A 14,001-nucleotide genomic window follows, 5' to 3' on the forward strand; every position below is an offset into this window, starting at 1 on the left:
CGGTGTCAGACGGCCGGCTGGCGCACGACCGGTTTCAGCACGATGCCCTTTTCGGCATCCTCCACCGCCCGGTTGATGTCGGCGAAATCATAGAAGGTGACGAGCCTGTCGAAGGGGAAGCGGCCCTGTCGGTGAAGGTCGATCAGCAGCGGGATCAGCACGTCGGGATTGGAATCACCCTCGACGATGCCGCGCACCCGGCGTCCACCGGAGAGAATATGAGTGAGATCGAGCGTCAGCGTCGCGCCATGGGGCGAAGCGCCGACAATGCCGCAGGTGCCGCGCGGCGCCAGCACCCGCACGCACTGGTCGATGACGGCGGGCACGCCGGAGGCATCGATCGCATAATCGACGCCCGCGCCCGTCAGCGCCATGATCGCGGCGACGGCGTCGCTCGCTTTGCCGTTGACGATATCGGTCGCGCCGAGTTCAGTGGCAAGCGCCAGCCGCGCCTCGTTGACGTCGACGGCGATGATGCGCGAAGCGCCGACGATCCGCGCCGCCATGACGGCGGCGAGGCCCACGGACCCCATGCCGAAAACCGCAAGCACTTTTCCCGGTTCGACCTTGAGCGCATTCATGACCGCGCCGGCGCCGGTCTGGATGCCGCAGGCAAGCGGCCCGAGCAGCGCCAGATCGGCATCGCTTGGCACTTTCACGATATTGCGCTCATGACAGAGCGCGTGGCTGGCAAAGGAGGATTGCCCGAAAATATTGCCGTTCACCCGCTCCCCTCTATAGGAGAGCCCGCTCGAACCATCGGCGCGCGAACCGAAGAAATTGCGCGGGAAGAATTCGTGGCAATAGGTCTCCTCGTGATCGTTGCAGCTCGGGCAATGACCGCAGGAATTGAAGGTCATGACCACGTGATCGCCTGGCGCTACCTTGGCAACGCCCGGCCCGACACGCTCGACGATTCCAGCACCTTCATGGCCGAGCACCACCGGCTGCGGCACCGGCAGATGCTGGTCGCGCATGACGATATCGGTGTGGCAAACCCCGGTCGCGACGACGCGAACCAGGATCTCCCCCTCGCGCGGCTCCTCCAGATCGAGGCTTTCCAGCGAAAACGGCATATGCGGCGCACGCGCCACCGCGGCATGAATCTTCATGGTTTCCTCCTCCTGATGATTTGCCCGCGAACCCTCAGCGGCCGCGCTTGTAGGCACCGAGCCCCGGCTGATAGGTCTTGTCGTCGAGGAACTGCTTCAGCCCCTCGTCGCGCCCCTTGGTCTTGTCGAGAAACAGCATCTGCTCCAGCTTGGCGTAGATGTAATCGTCGGCCAGATCCCAGGGCAGGTTGCGCACGCGCTTATAGGTATCCTTGGCGGCCTTCAGCGTCACCGGGTTCTTTTCGAGCAGGCTGGCGCAGATCTTGCGGACCCGGGTTTCAAGCTCGGCCAGCGGCACGGCCTCATTGACCAGACCCATTTCGGCGGCCTTGCGCCCGCCGAACAATTCGCCGGTCATGATGTAGTAGAGCGCGTCGCGATGGCGCATCACCTCGGCGACCGCGCGGGTAACGTTGCCGCCCGGCAGGATGCCCCAATTGATCTCGGAAAGGCCGAAATTCGCTTCCTCGGCGGCGATGGCGAGATCGCAGGAAACCAGCGGCGTGAAGGCGCCGCCGAAGCACCAGCCATTGACCATGGCGATCGTCGGCTTTTCGAAATACATCAGCCGGCCCCACCAGCCGCCGGATTGGCGCCGCGCCTTCAGCGTGGCATCGCGCGGCTTGTCGTCATTGTCGCGGAAATATTCCTTCAGATCCATGCCGGCGGACCAGGACTCGCCGGCGCCGCGCAGGACGAGAACGCCGCAGCGCTCGTCGCCCTCGAGTTCATCGAGCACTTCCATCATCCGGGCGTTCAAAGCCGGATTCATCGCATTGCGCTTTTCAGGGCGGTTGAGGGTCACGAAAGCGATGCCGTTATCGAATTCGACCAGAACCGGCGATTGATTTTCAGTCATGGGTCTACTCCATTGGTTTCGGCATTGAATGCCGGGGCCGCTTCATCAGGCCTGTCGTTGAAGGGTTTCGTCGGAATGCAACCGGCGCAGAACATGTTTCTGCACCTTGCCGGAGGCGGTGCGGGGAATACTCTCGATGAAGAGGATGCGGGCCGGGCGCTTGAAGGCGGAGAGCCTTGCCGCGCAATGGCCGGCAATCTCCTCGCCCGTTGCCGCGGCACCCGGCCGCTGCACGACATACGCAACGCCGCATTCGCCCCACCTGATATCGGGAATACCAACGACCGCGACGTCGAGAATATCGGGATGGCTTGCGAGCGCTGCTTCGACCTCGGCGGGATAAACATTCTCGCCACCGCTGATATACATGTCCTTCAGCCGGTCGACGATCCGATAGAAGCCGTTGGCTTCGCGGCGGCCAAGATCGCCGGTGCGGTACCAGCCGTCGGTGAAGGCGACAGCGGTCTCCTCAGGCTTGTTCCAATAGCCCGGCGTCACCGCCGGCCCGCGCAGCCATAATTCGCCGATCTCGCCTTCCCCGACGTCGCTGCCCTCTTCGCCGACGATACGGATGTCGAGAAGCGGTGCGGGAAGACCGACACTGCCGGGATTGTCCTGGACGGCACGCCGGTCGATCGGCACATGCAGCACCGTTCCCGCCTCGCTCAGGCCGTAACCGTTGACCAGTGCCACGCCATCGCCGAGATAGCTTTCGATCAACGCCTGGGTCAGCGGCGCGCCGCCGACGAAGAGCGCGTGCAGGCCGGAAAGTGCCGCGGCGCTATAAGCGGGGTCGCCGCGCAGGGCGAGCGCGATCTGCGGCACGGCGAAATAATGGCTGATGGCGCGTTGCCGATCGGCAAGAGCTGCGAGTGTGCGCGCCGGCGTGAACCGGTCGGAGACGACAAGCGTGCCGCCCAGCATCAATGTTGTGCGCGCCACGGCGATCAGGCCGATCGTGTGGAAGAACGGCAGGTCGCACAAAGCGACCGATCCCGGCCCGATCTCGCCGACGAAGGAAAAATTGACCGCGGCAAAGAAGGCGTTGCTGCGGGTGATGACGACGCCCTTCGACTGGCCCGTCGTGCCCGACGTGTACAGCAGGACGCAAGGCTGATCCGCTTCGACGGGCACGGGCTCCCCCGGGAGGCTCGCCTCGATCCGCGCGGCAAACCCGCCCGGGCCATCGGCCGTCGCGATCACCGCCATCTGGGGATCAACGTCCGCAAGGCTTGCCACGGCTGCCGAAAACTCTTGGTCGTGGACCAGGAGAGCTGGCGCGCAATCGGCAAGGATCGGCCGAAGCTCGGCGGCATTGAGGCGCCAGTTAAGCGGCACGTAGATGGCGCCGGCGCGCTGGCAGGCAAAGGCAAGCACGAGCGAATCCATCGAATTACGCGCCAGCATGGCGACACGCGCCCCGTCCCGCCGCGCTCCCAGCATATCGCGGAGGAAACCGGCGCAGCGGGCAATCCGCACATCGAGTTCGGCATAGGTCAGCTGCCGGCCGGTGGCGATCTCGAACAGAGCCCGACGATCCGGCGCGACGTGGGCGCGGTAGAGGATCGGATCATCCTTCACCAGTCCGCAATCCGCCGAAGAAGCCATCCCGGAAAAGGAATGCACCATTTTCTCCTCCCATGCCCGCCGCTCCTCCGCCGCAAGCATCAAATTTGTATGCAACACATACTAATATCTTTTTCCGACGAGATGCAAGAGGCTGTTTTCGGCAAATCCGAGCCTTCGGAGGATCGCGGGAAAATATCCCTGCTGCCGCCAACAAGGATATTGACTAACCCGCTGATTTTGATGGTTATGATCCCGAACGAAGCGAGAGCGAACGATGCGCACAAAACCCCCGCCGGAGGATGTCGAAGCCGAGGAGGCCTCCTTTACGCCGCCGCTCGACGTCGGTCGGCTCGGCGATCTCCTGGGCTTTCATCTGCGCATGGCGCATGTCGCGATCTATCGCGACTTCGCTGAAACCATGGAGGAGCTTCGGCTGACGCAGAAGCAGCTCGCAGTGATGGAACTTGTCGCGGGCAATCCCGGCGTATCGCAGATCGACCTTGCCAATACGCTCGGCACCGATCGCGCGACCATGATGGCCCTCGTCAATCGGCTGGCGGCCCGTGACTTCATCGAGCGCCGTCCTTCCGCGGCAGATCGCCGGCGCCAGGAACTGCATCTGACGGAGGCGGGACGCGCCATGCTCGCGCGGGCACGCGCGCTGATCGCCATGCATGAACAGCGCTTCATCGAGCTGTTTTCGCCGGACGAAATGGATGCGCTATTGGCCGCGCTGAAGCGGATCTATAAGGGGGGCTGAACCGCTTCCGCTTGTGAAGCAAGCAGCATTTAAGCCCATAGATTTCTATTGGGAAACTCCCGTGTTATGATCTCGGCCCTGGCGTAGTCCGCCGTGGGTTATGCACACGGAGACTTGTCTCATGAGTGAAATGGACGTGCTTTTTGCCACATTGCGACAGGCGGCTGACCCGCAGACGGTCGAGTGTATAGAAAACGTCGTCATGCATGGCTCGGATCGCGATCTCAATCGCATCAATGCGCTCGCCTTCGCCAAGACGCATCATCTCGATGAAGAGAAAACGATCGCAGCGCTTCTGCATGCAGCCCGCATAGGCGCGTTCGAGATGACCTGGAATGTCCTTTGCCCGGGATGCGGCGGAGTTCTTGACAGTGGCGCAACTCTCAAAGGGGTCGTCCATGAGACGTACCATTGTGCGCTTTGCGCCGCCGGATACGAACCCACCCTCGACGAGATGGTCGAGGTAACGTTCACAGTCAGTCCGCGCGTTCGCAGGATCGCTGCCCACGACCCCAATCGGCTGACTCCGCTTGAATACTACCGCCAAATCTTCTTCAGCTCCGGCGTCGACTTGCCGGAGGATCTGGAAGCGAAGTTCGCCCGCATCATGTTGGAGATGATCGAGTTGGCTCCGGGCGAGAAGGCTTTCGTCTCACTGCAACTGCCGGCGCAATTCGTCATCATCTTCGATGCGGTAACGCACTCGGCGCAGTTCATCGACGTGAAGGGTGAGCCCACCGACGAACGTCAAAACCTCTCAATGGTCATCAGTCGGGGGCATGCGCTGAACGAAACGGTCACGCTGCGTCCCGGCTTGCTGCGGCTGACCCTTGAAAACCACACCGATAGCAGAGTCGTACCAAACGTTTGCATCGCTGGAGATGACCTGCACGATCTGCTGGGTAGCAGGCGCGCTTTTCTGACAGCCAAACGTCTGCTGACGAACCAGAGTTTCCGCGACATCTATCGGACCGACACGCTCGACGTCGACCAGCGCCTCAAAATCACCAGCCTGACTTTCCTCTTCACCGACCTGAGAGGCTCGACCGCGCTTTACGAGCGCGTCGGAGATCTTGCCGCTTTCGATCTGGTGCGGGCGCATTTCAGGGTTTTGCACGAGATCGTCGCCACGGAGGCCGGAGCGGTGGTCAAAACCATAGGCGATGCCGTGATGGCGACCTTTCCGAGCCCGGACCGCGCAGTGGCGGCCGCACTTCGGATGCGGGAGGCGATGCTTCGTCTAAATGCCGAACACGGCAGCGACGATCTCCTGCTGAAGATCGGCATCCATGAAGGACCATGCCTTGCAGTCAACCTGAACGACCGGCAGGACTATTTCGGCCAGACCGTCAACATCGCCTCCCGCGTTCAGGGCCTTGCCGATCCCAACGTGATCATGACGACGGAAGCAATTGTCGGGGATGCCCAGGTTTCGGAGATCCTGCGTGACAGCGGCATCAAATCCGCCTCTCGGATGGCGGAACTTCAGGGCATCGGGCGGGAAGTCAAAATCTTTGCCCTGTCGTGAGGTTGGTCTGCTCTTCGAGGTCAAGTGAACGTCAGCAGTTTCCGCTAACGGTCCATTGCGGACTTTCATTGGGCAATCAGTGTTTGGCAGCTTCGCGCTTTCGCTCCGGCCAGAAAGGCCGTGGAGTCACTTCCCAAGAGCAGACGTTCCCCCGAGGCGAGTTTCCCGACCCGCGCTACTCGCCTAGGCTGGAAAGCAATTCGTCGAGCTGATCCAACTGCTCCGGCAATGCGGCCGCCGAGCCCTGTAGTGCTTCCTCAAGCGCCTCCTTGGAAGGATAGACTTCGCGGAAATTCAGTAGTGTCCTCCCGCCCTGGTCTTCGAAGGTCACGGTCGTGATCGCGCCCTCTTCGCCCTCGTCGTTGGTCCAGACGATGCGCTCGTTCGGCACCACCTCGAGATACTTGCCATAGAAGGCCATGGTGTCCGAACCGCCGGCGCCGAATTCCAGCCGATATTTGCCGCCGGTACGGACGTCCATATCGCACGATACGAGCGAAACGCCGGATGCCGATTTTGGCACCCACCAGCGCTGGAACAGCTCGGGCTGGCTCCATGCCTTGTAAACCGTGCTCGGCGGTGCATTGAATGTCCGCGTTACGACGAGTTCGCGGTCCCCTCTGCGCTCGACTGACGTGCGGTTCTGCGCACCGCCTGCACTGTTAACTTGCTGATTCATCGCTTCCCTCCTGTTTCATTTCGCTGATGAATGCGTCCAATGCTTCGAAGCGGGCCTCGAAGAGCCTGCGATGCGCCTCGATCCACTCGGCCTCCGCCTTGAGGCCGCGTTCCCCAAGGTTGCAGGTTCTTACCCGTCCGACCTTCTGCGTGACGACGAGCCCCGCCCGCTCGAGAACCTGGACGTGCTTCTTCATGCCGGTCAGCGTCATCTGGAACTTATCCGCGAGACTGGTGATCGACGCGTCGCCTCGCCCAAGCTGATCGATAATCCCGCGGCGGGTCGCATCGGACAGTGCCGCAAACGAGAGATCGAGAGGAGGACCTATATACTGAACCATCTAGTTCAGTATCTACCCTGTTCGCGCAGGAAGCACAAGCGTCCCGACCTTTCCACGCCGTAGACCGGGCATCCGAGGTCACACGCCGCGGCGGCGGCAGCAAAAATCGTCTGGCGTGGGCCGACAGCTGCAGAAGTGCTTCGGCAGCTTCGCGCCTTCATCCTCGCCGTTCCCAGGCAAAGTGAGCCGCCCCCGAAAGCGACCATTCGTTCCCATTGCCCATTTGCTGCCTTACGGAGATCGACGGGCGGCCCCGGATAAGGTTGCGAGCAACAGGATAGCTCCGAACCTGATACGGAATGGTTCTGTTGCATTGGCACGGCGTAGTGGAGACAGAAGGCGGAAAGTTTGAGGATATCTCTGTCAGATTTCAAAAGGTCGCCGGTTTCAGTGTCGCATTCTGTTGGACCGCCGGCCGCCGACCGACAGACATAACTTCAGAATGTTGATTTCGAGGGCCGGATGAAGATGTTCGTCTCCTATTCCAGATACGGTGTCAGCACATCTTCGATCCATTTCATGAATGCGCGGACTCGGCGCGAAAGATTGCTCCGATGTGCTACGACGAGGGAAACGGCGAGCGCCCGGCGACGAAAATCGGGTATGATCTCCACAAGCGCTCCACTCTCTAAGTATGGGCCAATCCCCAAGAGTGGCGCCTGAATCAAGCCAAGGCCGGCGAGGGCAGCAGCTTCGTAGGTCTGCGCGCTGTTGACGTGTAGCGCACCTGGCAACTGAATCGTCGCGTAACTGTCGCCGTCCGGATATTCCCATCCATAGGGTCTTGCGCCTAGCATCGTCGAAAAATGAATTGTCCGGTGTTCCTGACGCTGGAGATCTTCTAGCGATCGAGGAGTGCCATAGCGCGCCAGATAGGCGGGACTGGCAGCGTTGACCATGCGCAACAGTCCCAGTGGGCGGGCAATTAGCGTCTCGTCCCTTATGGGTCCAAGCCGCAATACACAGTCGAACCCCTCTTGAACCAGATCAACCTGGCGGTCCGTACTCGACACCTCCAGCTCCAATTCGGGATAAGTCGCCATGAAATCCGGCAAGACCGGCACGATCGTTGTGCGCGCCACCTCGGTCGGAAGATCGACCCGTAAACGCCCGCGAAGTGCCACGTGATCGCCTGCGAACATCGAGTGTAGGTCATCGACTTCAGCAAGCAGATCGCGGGCACGGGCATGAAATGCGCGCCCGTCCTCCGTCAACTGCACGCTGCGCGTCGTGCGGTGCAGGAGCCTGACACCGACATCTTCTTCCAGCTTCCGGACCGCCGTTGAGGCTCTCCCCTTTTGGATGCCCAGGCTATCGGCCGCGCGGGTGAAGCTCCCCATTTCTGCTACCGTTATGAAAATGAGGATGGGTTCGAGATTCTGCATTTTCGTGCCTCGGCATTGTCCTCCACAGAGAGAACAGTTAGTTCATTTCCTCGGTGTTTATCATACCTAGGTGACACAGTAAGCTCCGAATATGGGATCCACTCATCGGAGAATGACAAGTGTCCGAAACTATGAACCTGCATCAGGTGCCTGAAACTATGACCTTGCATCGCGCCCTGTGGGCCGGCCGGATAATGAGCGCGTTTGTCGTTCTCGCTCTGGTGGCAGACGGCACTATTCAGCTTTTCGCGCCGGCACAGATCGCGAGCATGTTGCAGGAAACCGGGTTCGCGATGGACCTGACCCGTGTCGTGGGTCCGATCATACTCGCCTGCGCCATCCTTTACGCCATCCCGGCCACTGCCGTCCTCGGCGCGATCCTAGTGACGGGCTTTTTGGGAGGTGCCATCTGCGCCCATGTCCGCATTGGTGAGTTGGGGTCGCCGCCGGAAATCATTTCCCTGCTTCTGGGCGCGATGACCTGGAGCGGCCTCTACGCGCGCGATCCCCGAATCCGGGCCATTCTACCGCTCATTCATTGAACCAACAGGGGCAGTGCTCTGTCCCTCATCATCAGGAGAAAACACATGTTTTTAGTAATGGGAATCACGGGAAAAGTGGGCGGCGCAACGGCAGAACATCTGTTGACGCACGGCAAGGAAGTACGCGCGCTCGTCCGCAATCGCGAGAAGGCGGCTAACTGGGCGAACCAGGGCGTGGAACTGGTAGACGGCGATTGGAATGATTCGGCAGCCATCGGGCAAGCGCTCAAAGGCGTCGAAGGCGCGTTCGTCATGTTGCCGGCTGTCTGGGCGCCCTCGCCCGATTACAAAGAAGCAAAGGGCGTGATTGCAAACTATGTTGAGGCGCTCACCAAGGCAGCGCCGCCGCGAGTGGTTGCCCTTTCGTCGATGGGTGCGAACAGAACCAGCGGGCTCGGGATGATCACGGCCTTGTCGCTTCTGGAGCAAGGTTTTCGCGACTTGACATCCCCAATCGCATTTGTGCGCGCAGGCGGCTTCTTCGAAAATTTCCTCTACGGCTTGCAGGTCGCCCGGGGCGGAACGCTACCGGTCTACTACAATCCGACAGACCGCAAATCGACCATGGTCGCGACGAACGACATCGGCGCGGAAGTCGCAACCCTTTTGACCGGGCCAGCGTGGTCAGGGCAGCGCGTCGTCGAGATTGGTTCGATGGTCACCGCGGATGAAGTCGCGGAGCAATTGGGTGAAGTCCTGAATCTCGACGTGAAAGCCTTTGCAGTCCCGCGTGCAGGATGGGCGGAAGCGTTCGAGCAATTCGGCATCCCGAAGGGCCACACCGGACCTGCCGAAGAAATGTTTGAGGCCGTGAATGCAGGATGGATGGACCTCGGAGTCGCGGGTACGGAGCACGTAGCGGGTACGATGTCCGCACGCGATGTATTCGAGGCTGCACAGAACGCCGTCAAAGCGTAAGTCCGGGACGGATCAGGTATGAGACGGAGACTGCCCGCTTCTGCGCCGGACGCATTACGGGCAGAGCTCAACAGCTCAAAGCAACGCGAAGCGCCTCCACTCCCGCCTGGCAGGCTCAACCTTGCCGCGCAGGCGGTTCCTAGGCCAAATGCCGCTATCCACGTCTTTTCATTCCATAGCGGACCGGCAGCTTGCGGCCCAAAGCGGACGCTCGACCGATCCGTTGTGACGGTTACTATTGGCGCATTGCAGTCCTACGTCTGTTGGATGTGATTTGCGATCCAAGACCGGCAAATTCCAGCTTTGACCAATGAGCCCCGAGCCTAAGGCCAGTCGGCATAACCCGAGGAGAGCATGCTGTTTTCCGATCCGGCCGACGCGCGGGCGATCTCGCGGTAGCCGGCGGGGGAAAGGCCGGTCTTGCGTTTGAAGAAATGGCTGAAATAGGTCGGGTCGCGAAAGCCGAGGCCGTCGGAGATTTCCTGGATATTGCGGGCCGAGCGCTCCAATCTCAGCTTCGCCTCCTGCACCACGCGCTCATGCAAAAGCTGGATCGGCGAGCGGCCGAGCGCCCTTTGGCAGATCGAATGAAGCCGGTCGGCCGTGACGCCCAATTCCGCGGCGTAGTCGCTGATGGGCCGGTGCTGGCGGAAGCCGGCCTCGACGAGTTGCCGATATCTTTGCAGGATCGATCCGGTTTCGCCCTGCCCGCGCGGCTCGCTTCTCTCGCCATCCCCGCGCCACAGCGCCATCAGGATCAACCTGATATAGGCGGACGCGACCATCCAGGAGGAACGCAAGGGATCACTGAGTTCCCGCACGAAACCCAAAATCAGCGGACTGATTTCGGCTATCAGCAGGGGATCCAATGCCTCGACCAGCCTGCGCTGCTCGGTGAAGATGCGCAGCGAATAGGATTCCACCTTGTCGCCGATCGCATCGACCATGATCTGCGGCGAGGTTCCAACGAGATGGGCAGCGGTTCCGGCAGAAATCGACAGGTCGCAGCGAGCCTGAGGCGGCAGGAAGGCAAGCAGCGGTCCCTGCAACGGCCGATCCTCGCCGCTGTCGAAGTGAAGCTCGGCCCGCCCCTCCCCGAGCAGAAGGAAATGGTGGAAATCGGCATAGAGTCCCTTCTGAAGACGGATGCGCCGATGCGAAAGCGACGGCGCGTGCCACTCGCCCCTGGCATAATGATGAATGCCTCCGTCCGTCGCCAACGCCTCTCCTCCGCTTCCACCAATCATTGCAGCAATCGCCGGATAATTACAATATTAACCCAATAAATCGCATTCCATCCGCCGATGATCGGCGTAACCTGACCGTCATCAGCCTTTGGGAGGAGGCATTCCGACAGACACAGAGATGGTCAAGCGGCCTTGAGGCTGCGGCGTCGGCTCGTCTTTCTCCCCATGGCAACAATGCAAGCGCCAGCACATGGCGGGTGGGTGAAACAGTGTTTTCGGCAAAGCTGATGATCAATAACGAGGCGATGGAGGCTTTCGAGGGGGCCACCTTCGAACGCATGGATCCGCTGACCGGCGATGTCGCAACGATTGCTTCGGCGGGATCCGTCGCCGACATGACGCGGGCAGCCAATGCGGCCGCGGCAGCCTTTCCCGACTGGTCACAGACCGGCCCCGGCGAACGGCGCAGGCTGCTGAATGCCGCCGCCGATCTGCTGGAGGCCTGCACGCCGGAGCTCATTGCCGCCATGACCGGCGAAACCGGCGCCACCGCCCAATGGGCGGCGATCAATTGCGGGCTCGGCGCCGATATTCTTCGCGAGGCGGCGGCGATGACCACGCAAATATCAGGCGAACTCATTCCGTCGGGCATTCCCGGCAGCCTCGCGATGGCCCTGCGCCAGCCGGCAGGCGTCTGCGTCGGCATTGCCCCCTGGAACGCGCCCATTATCCTCGGCACCCGCGCCGTCGCCATGCCGCTTGCCTGCGGCAACACGGTCGTCCTGAAGGCCTCCGAACTCTGCCCGAAGACCCATGGCCTGATCGGCGACATCATGCGTGACGCCGGTTTCCCGCGCGGCGTCGTCAATGTCGTCTCCAATGCGCCGAGCGATGCCGCCGCAGTCGTCGCCGCCCTGATCGCCCATCCGGCCGTGCGCCGCATCAACTTCACCGGCTCCACGCGTGTCGGCAGGATCATCGCCGAAGCCTCGGCACGCCATCTGAAGCGCTGCCTGCTCGAACTCGGCGGCAAGGCGCCGTTCATCGTGCTTGCCGACGCCGATATCGACGAGGCCGTCAGCGCCGCCGCCTTCGGCGCCTTCATGAACCAGGGCCAGATCTGCATGTCGACGGAGCGGATCATCCTGATGGACGAGATCGCCGACCACTTCGTCGGCAAGTTCGGGACGAAAGCCGCGACCCTCGTTGCAGGCCACCCAGGGGACGGCAACACGCCGCTCGGGACGCTGATCAACGCAGAGGCGGTGCGCCGCGTCAGGTCGCTTATCGACGACGCGCTGCAGAAGGGTGCAGTCCTCGTCTGCGGCGGTCAGGCCCACGGGACGCTGATGGACGCGACCGTCATCGATCACGTGACGCCGGCCATGCGCATCTACCGTGAGGAGAGCTTCGGGCCTGTCGCGGCGATCGTCAGGGTCGGCAGCGTTGACGAGGCAGTGACGGTCGCCAACGACAACGAATACGGGCTCTCGGCCGCCGTCTTCAGCGCCGACGTCAGTGCCGCGCTTGCCGTTGCCATGCGGCTCGAATCCGGCATCTGCCACATCAATGAGGCCACAGTTTCCGACGAGCCGCAGATGCCGTTCGGCGGCGTCAAATCGAGCGGCTACGGGCGCTTCGGCGGCAAGGCCGCGATCGACGAATTCACCGAGCTGAGATGGATCACCATGGCATCGGGAAAACGGCACTACCCGATCTAATCACCAGATCGGGCGGGATGAACAATGGGAGCAGGCCCAAGAGGCCAGCATCAAGAGGGAGGAATGATTTCATGAACGGCATTTTCCGCAACGGAAAATTCAACGCAGCATCGCTCACCCGCCGCTCTTTCATCGCATCGGCCGCAGCGGGCGGAACAGCACTGGCGCTCTCCGGTCGCACGGCCTTCGCTCAGAGCGGCGATACGCTGAAGGTCGGCTTCATCAGCCCGCGCACCGGCCCGCTCGGCGGCTTCGGCGAGACCGACGGTTACGTGCTCGACCTCGCGCGCAAGGCGCTGGCGAACGGCCTGCAGGCGGGCGGCAAGACCTGGAAGGTGGAGATCCTCGACCAGGACACCCAGTCCGATCCCTCGCGCGCCGGCCAACTGGCGAAGGACCTGATCAACAACAAGGCGATCGACCTGATGCTCGCCGTCTCGACGCCCGAAACCATCAATCCGGTGGCCGACGCCTGTGAAGCGGCCGGTATTCCCTGCCTCTCGACAGTCATGCCCTGGGAAGCCTGGTATTTCGGTCGCGGCGCCAAGCCGGGCGCGCCTTCACCGTTCAAGTGGACCTATCATTTCGGCTTCGGCGTCGAAGAGTTCCACAAGGCCTATGTTTCGCAATGGAACCTGATCGAGACCAACAAGAAGGTCGGCGTCATGTATCCAAACGACGCCGATGGCAATGCGATCCGCACCCATCTGGCGCCGGCGCTTGCCAAGGCGGGCTTCACCATCGTCGATCCCGGCGCCTATGAAACCGGAACCACCGATTTTACGGCGCAGATCGCTCTCTTCCGGCAGGAGGGCGTCGAGATCTTCAACTCGTTCCCGATACCGCCAGATTTCGCCGCCTTCTGGCGCCAGGCCGCGCAACAGGGCCTCACCCAGCAGATCAAGATCTGCCAGGTCGCCAAGACGGGGCTGTTTCCTTCCGACATCGAGGCGCTCGGCGACCTCGGCTTGAACATTGGCAGCGCCGCCTACTGGCATAAGGCCTTCCCCTACAAATCGACGCTGACGGGCGTGTCCGGAACCGAGCTCGCAGACGGCTACGAAACGGCAAGCGGCAAACAGTGGACACAGCAGCTCGGCGCCAGCCTTGCACTTCTCGATGCAGGCTTCGATGCGCTGAAGGCCAGTACCGACGTCAAGAGCAAAGAGGCAGTGGCCAAAGCGATCAGCACGCTGAAGACGACGACGATCGCCGGCAAGGTCGACTTCACCAGCGGCCCCGTCGCCAACGTCTCTCCCGGGCCGATCATCGGCACGCAATGGGTGAAGGCGGCAGAGGGCTCGAAATTCGCGCTCGACTATGTCGTCACCGAAAACGCCACCGACCCCAATGTGCCGGTCGGCGCCAAGCTCATCGCTTATAACGGATAACGGATAACGG

Annotated in this window: 13 protein-coding genes; 6 read left to right on the forward strand and 7 right to left on the reverse strand. The window is 61.7% G+C overall.

The window, feature by feature from the left end:
- Positions 1-5: 5 nt before the first annotated feature.
- Genes HJB82_RS29170 through HJB82_RS29180 form a run of 3 tightly spaced genes read right to left on the reverse strand, consistent with a single transcriptional unit; the run spans position 6 to position 3,600 of the window.
- Entirely contained in the window at positions 6-1,112 is a 1,107-nt protein-coding gene (locus HJB82_RS29170) for an NAD(P)-dependent alcohol dehydrogenase (RefSeq protein ID WP_207584589.1), read from the reverse strand.
- 34 nt (positions 1,113-1,146) lie between these two features.
- Positions 1,147-1,971: a p-hydroxycinnamoyl CoA hydratase/lyase gene (locus HJB82_RS29175; RefSeq protein WP_207584588.1), complete on the reverse strand. Its 825-nt coding sequence runs from the start codon at positions 1,969-1,971 to the stop codon at positions 1,147-1,149.
- Between the two features lie 45 nt (positions 1,972-2,016).
- A complete protein-coding gene (locus tag HJB82_RS29180) occupies positions 2,017-3,600 on the reverse strand; it encodes an AMP-binding protein (protein ID WP_221142222.1) in 1,584 nt (527 codons plus the stop codon).
- 214 nt (positions 3,601-3,814) lie between these two features.
- On the opposite strand from HJB82_RS29180, the gene HJB82_RS29185 reads away from it, so the two are divergent.
- Entirely contained in the window at positions 3,815-4,300 is a 486-nt protein-coding gene (locus tag HJB82_RS29185; RefSeq protein WP_221117219.1) for a MarR family winged helix-turn-helix transcriptional regulator, read from the forward strand.
- 121 nt (positions 4,301-4,421) lie between these two features.
- On the forward strand, positions 4,422-5,828 hold the full coding sequence (locus HJB82_RS29190; RefSeq protein ID WP_221142224.1) for an adenylate/guanylate cyclase domain-containing protein: 1,407 nt from the start codon (positions 4,422-4,424) through the stop codon (positions 5,826-5,828).
- 175 nt (positions 5,829-6,003) lie between these two features.
- Here the strand turns inward: HJB82_RS29190 and HJB82_RS29195 are convergent, their stop codons facing one another.
- From HJB82_RS29195 to HJB82_RS29205, 3 genes are all read right to left on the reverse strand, one after another.
- Positions 6,004-6,507 carry an SRPBCC family protein gene (locus HJB82_RS29195; protein WP_221142226.1) on the reverse strand — a complete coding sequence of 168 codons (504 nt, stop codon included), beginning with the start codon at positions 6,505-6,507 and terminating at the stop codon, positions 6,004-6,006.
- Positions 6,491-6,847 carry a helix-turn-helix transcriptional regulator gene (locus tag HJB82_RS29200; RefSeq protein WP_221142228.1) on the reverse strand — a complete coding sequence of 119 codons (357 nt, stop codon included), beginning with the start codon at positions 6,845-6,847 and terminating at the stop codon, positions 6,491-6,493. The genes HJB82_RS29195 and HJB82_RS29200 overlap by 17 nt, the downstream gene beginning before the upstream one ends.
- A 479-nt stretch (positions 6,848-7,326) precedes the next feature.
- The gene (locus HJB82_RS29205; RefSeq protein ID WP_221142230.1) at positions 7,327-8,232 is read right to left on the reverse strand and encodes a LysR family transcriptional regulator; all 906 of its coding nucleotides are present in this window, start codon (positions 8,230-8,232) and stop codon (positions 7,327-7,329) included.
- A gap of 119 nt (positions 8,233-8,351) precedes the next feature.
- On the opposite strand from HJB82_RS29205, the gene HJB82_RS29210 reads away from it, so the two are divergent.
- Both HJB82_RS29210 and HJB82_RS29215 read left to right on the forward strand, forming a co-directional pair.
- A complete protein-coding gene (locus HJB82_RS29210) occupies positions 8,352-8,774 on the forward strand; it encodes a DoxX family protein (protein ID WP_221142232.1) in 423 nt (140 codons plus the stop codon).
- Positions 8,775-8,819: 45 nt separating this feature from the next.
- A complete protein-coding gene (locus tag HJB82_RS29215; RefSeq protein WP_221142234.1) occupies positions 8,820-9,692 on the forward strand; it encodes an NmrA family NAD(P)-binding protein in 873 nt (290 codons plus the stop codon).
- 323 nt (positions 9,693-10,015) lie between these two features.
- On the opposite strand, the gene HJB82_RS29220 is transcribed toward HJB82_RS29215, so the two are convergent.
- Positions 10,016-10,912, reverse strand: coding sequence for an AraC family transcriptional regulator (locus HJB82_RS29220; protein WP_221117215.1), 897 nt, complete (start codon positions 10,910-10,912; stop codon positions 10,016-10,018).
- Positions 10,913-11,166: 254 nt separating this feature from the next.
- On the opposite strand from HJB82_RS29220, the gene HJB82_RS29225 reads away from it, so the two are divergent.
- Entirely contained in the window at positions 11,167-12,600 is a 1,434-nt protein-coding gene (locus HJB82_RS29225; RefSeq protein ID WP_259674023.1) for an aldehyde dehydrogenase, read from the forward strand.
- 71 nt (positions 12,601-12,671) lie between these two features.
- Positions 12,672-13,991, forward strand: coding sequence for an ABC transporter substrate-binding protein (locus HJB82_RS29230; protein ID WP_207584577.1), 1,320 nt, complete (start codon positions 12,672-12,674; stop codon positions 13,989-13,991).
- The last annotated feature ends 10 nt before the right edge of the window (positions 13,992-14,001 follow it).

The organism is Rhizobium sp. NZLR10 (assembly GCF_019685125.1).
GTDB lineage: Bacteria > Pseudomonadota > Alphaproteobacteria > Rhizobiales > Rhizobiaceae > Rhizobium.

Bases quoted from the DNA above. Each gene is read 5' to 3' on its own strand.
- HJB82_RS29175 (WP_207584588.1), bottom strand. From the start codon at position 1,971: ATGACTGAAAATCAATCGCCGGTTCTGGTCGAATTCGATAACGGCATC.
- HJB82_RS29230 (WP_207584577.1), top strand. From the start codon at position 12,672: ATGAACGGCATTTTCCGCAACGGAAAATTCAACGCAGCATCGCTCACC.
- HJB82_RS29205 (WP_221142230.1), bottom strand. From the start codon at position 8,232: ATGCAGAATCTCGAACCCATCCTCATTTTCATAACGGTAGCAGAAATG.
- HJB82_RS29200 (WP_221142228.1), bottom strand. From the start codon at position 6,847: ATGGTTCAGTATATAGGTCCTCCTCTCGATCTCTCGTTTGCGGCACTG.
- HJB82_RS29180 (WP_221142222.1), bottom strand. From the start codon at position 3,600: ATGGTGCATTCCTTTTCCGGGATGGCTTCTTCGGCGGATTGCGGACTG.
- HJB82_RS29190 (WP_221142224.1), top strand. From the start codon at position 4,422: ATGAGTGAAATGGACGTGCTTTTTGCCACATTGCGACAGGCGGCTGAC.
- HJB82_RS29225 (WP_259674023.1), top strand. From the start codon at position 11,167: ATGATCAATAACGAGGCGATGGAGGCTTTCGAGGGGGCCACCTTCGAA.
- HJB82_RS29170 (WP_207584589.1), bottom strand. From the start codon at position 1,112: ATGAAGATTCATGCCGCGGTGGCGCGTGCGCCGCATATGCCGTTTTCG.
- HJB82_RS29195 (WP_221142226.1), bottom strand. From the start codon at position 6,507: ATGAATCAGCAAGTTAACAGTGCAGGCGGTGCGCAGAACCGCACGTCA.
- HJB82_RS29215 (WP_221142234.1), top strand. From the start codon at position 8,820: ATGTTTTTAGTAATGGGAATCACGGGAAAAGTGGGCGGCGCAACGGCA.
- HJB82_RS29185 (WP_221117219.1), top strand. From the start codon at position 3,815: ATGCGCACAAAACCCCCGCCGGAGGATGTCGAAGCCGAGGAGGCCTCC.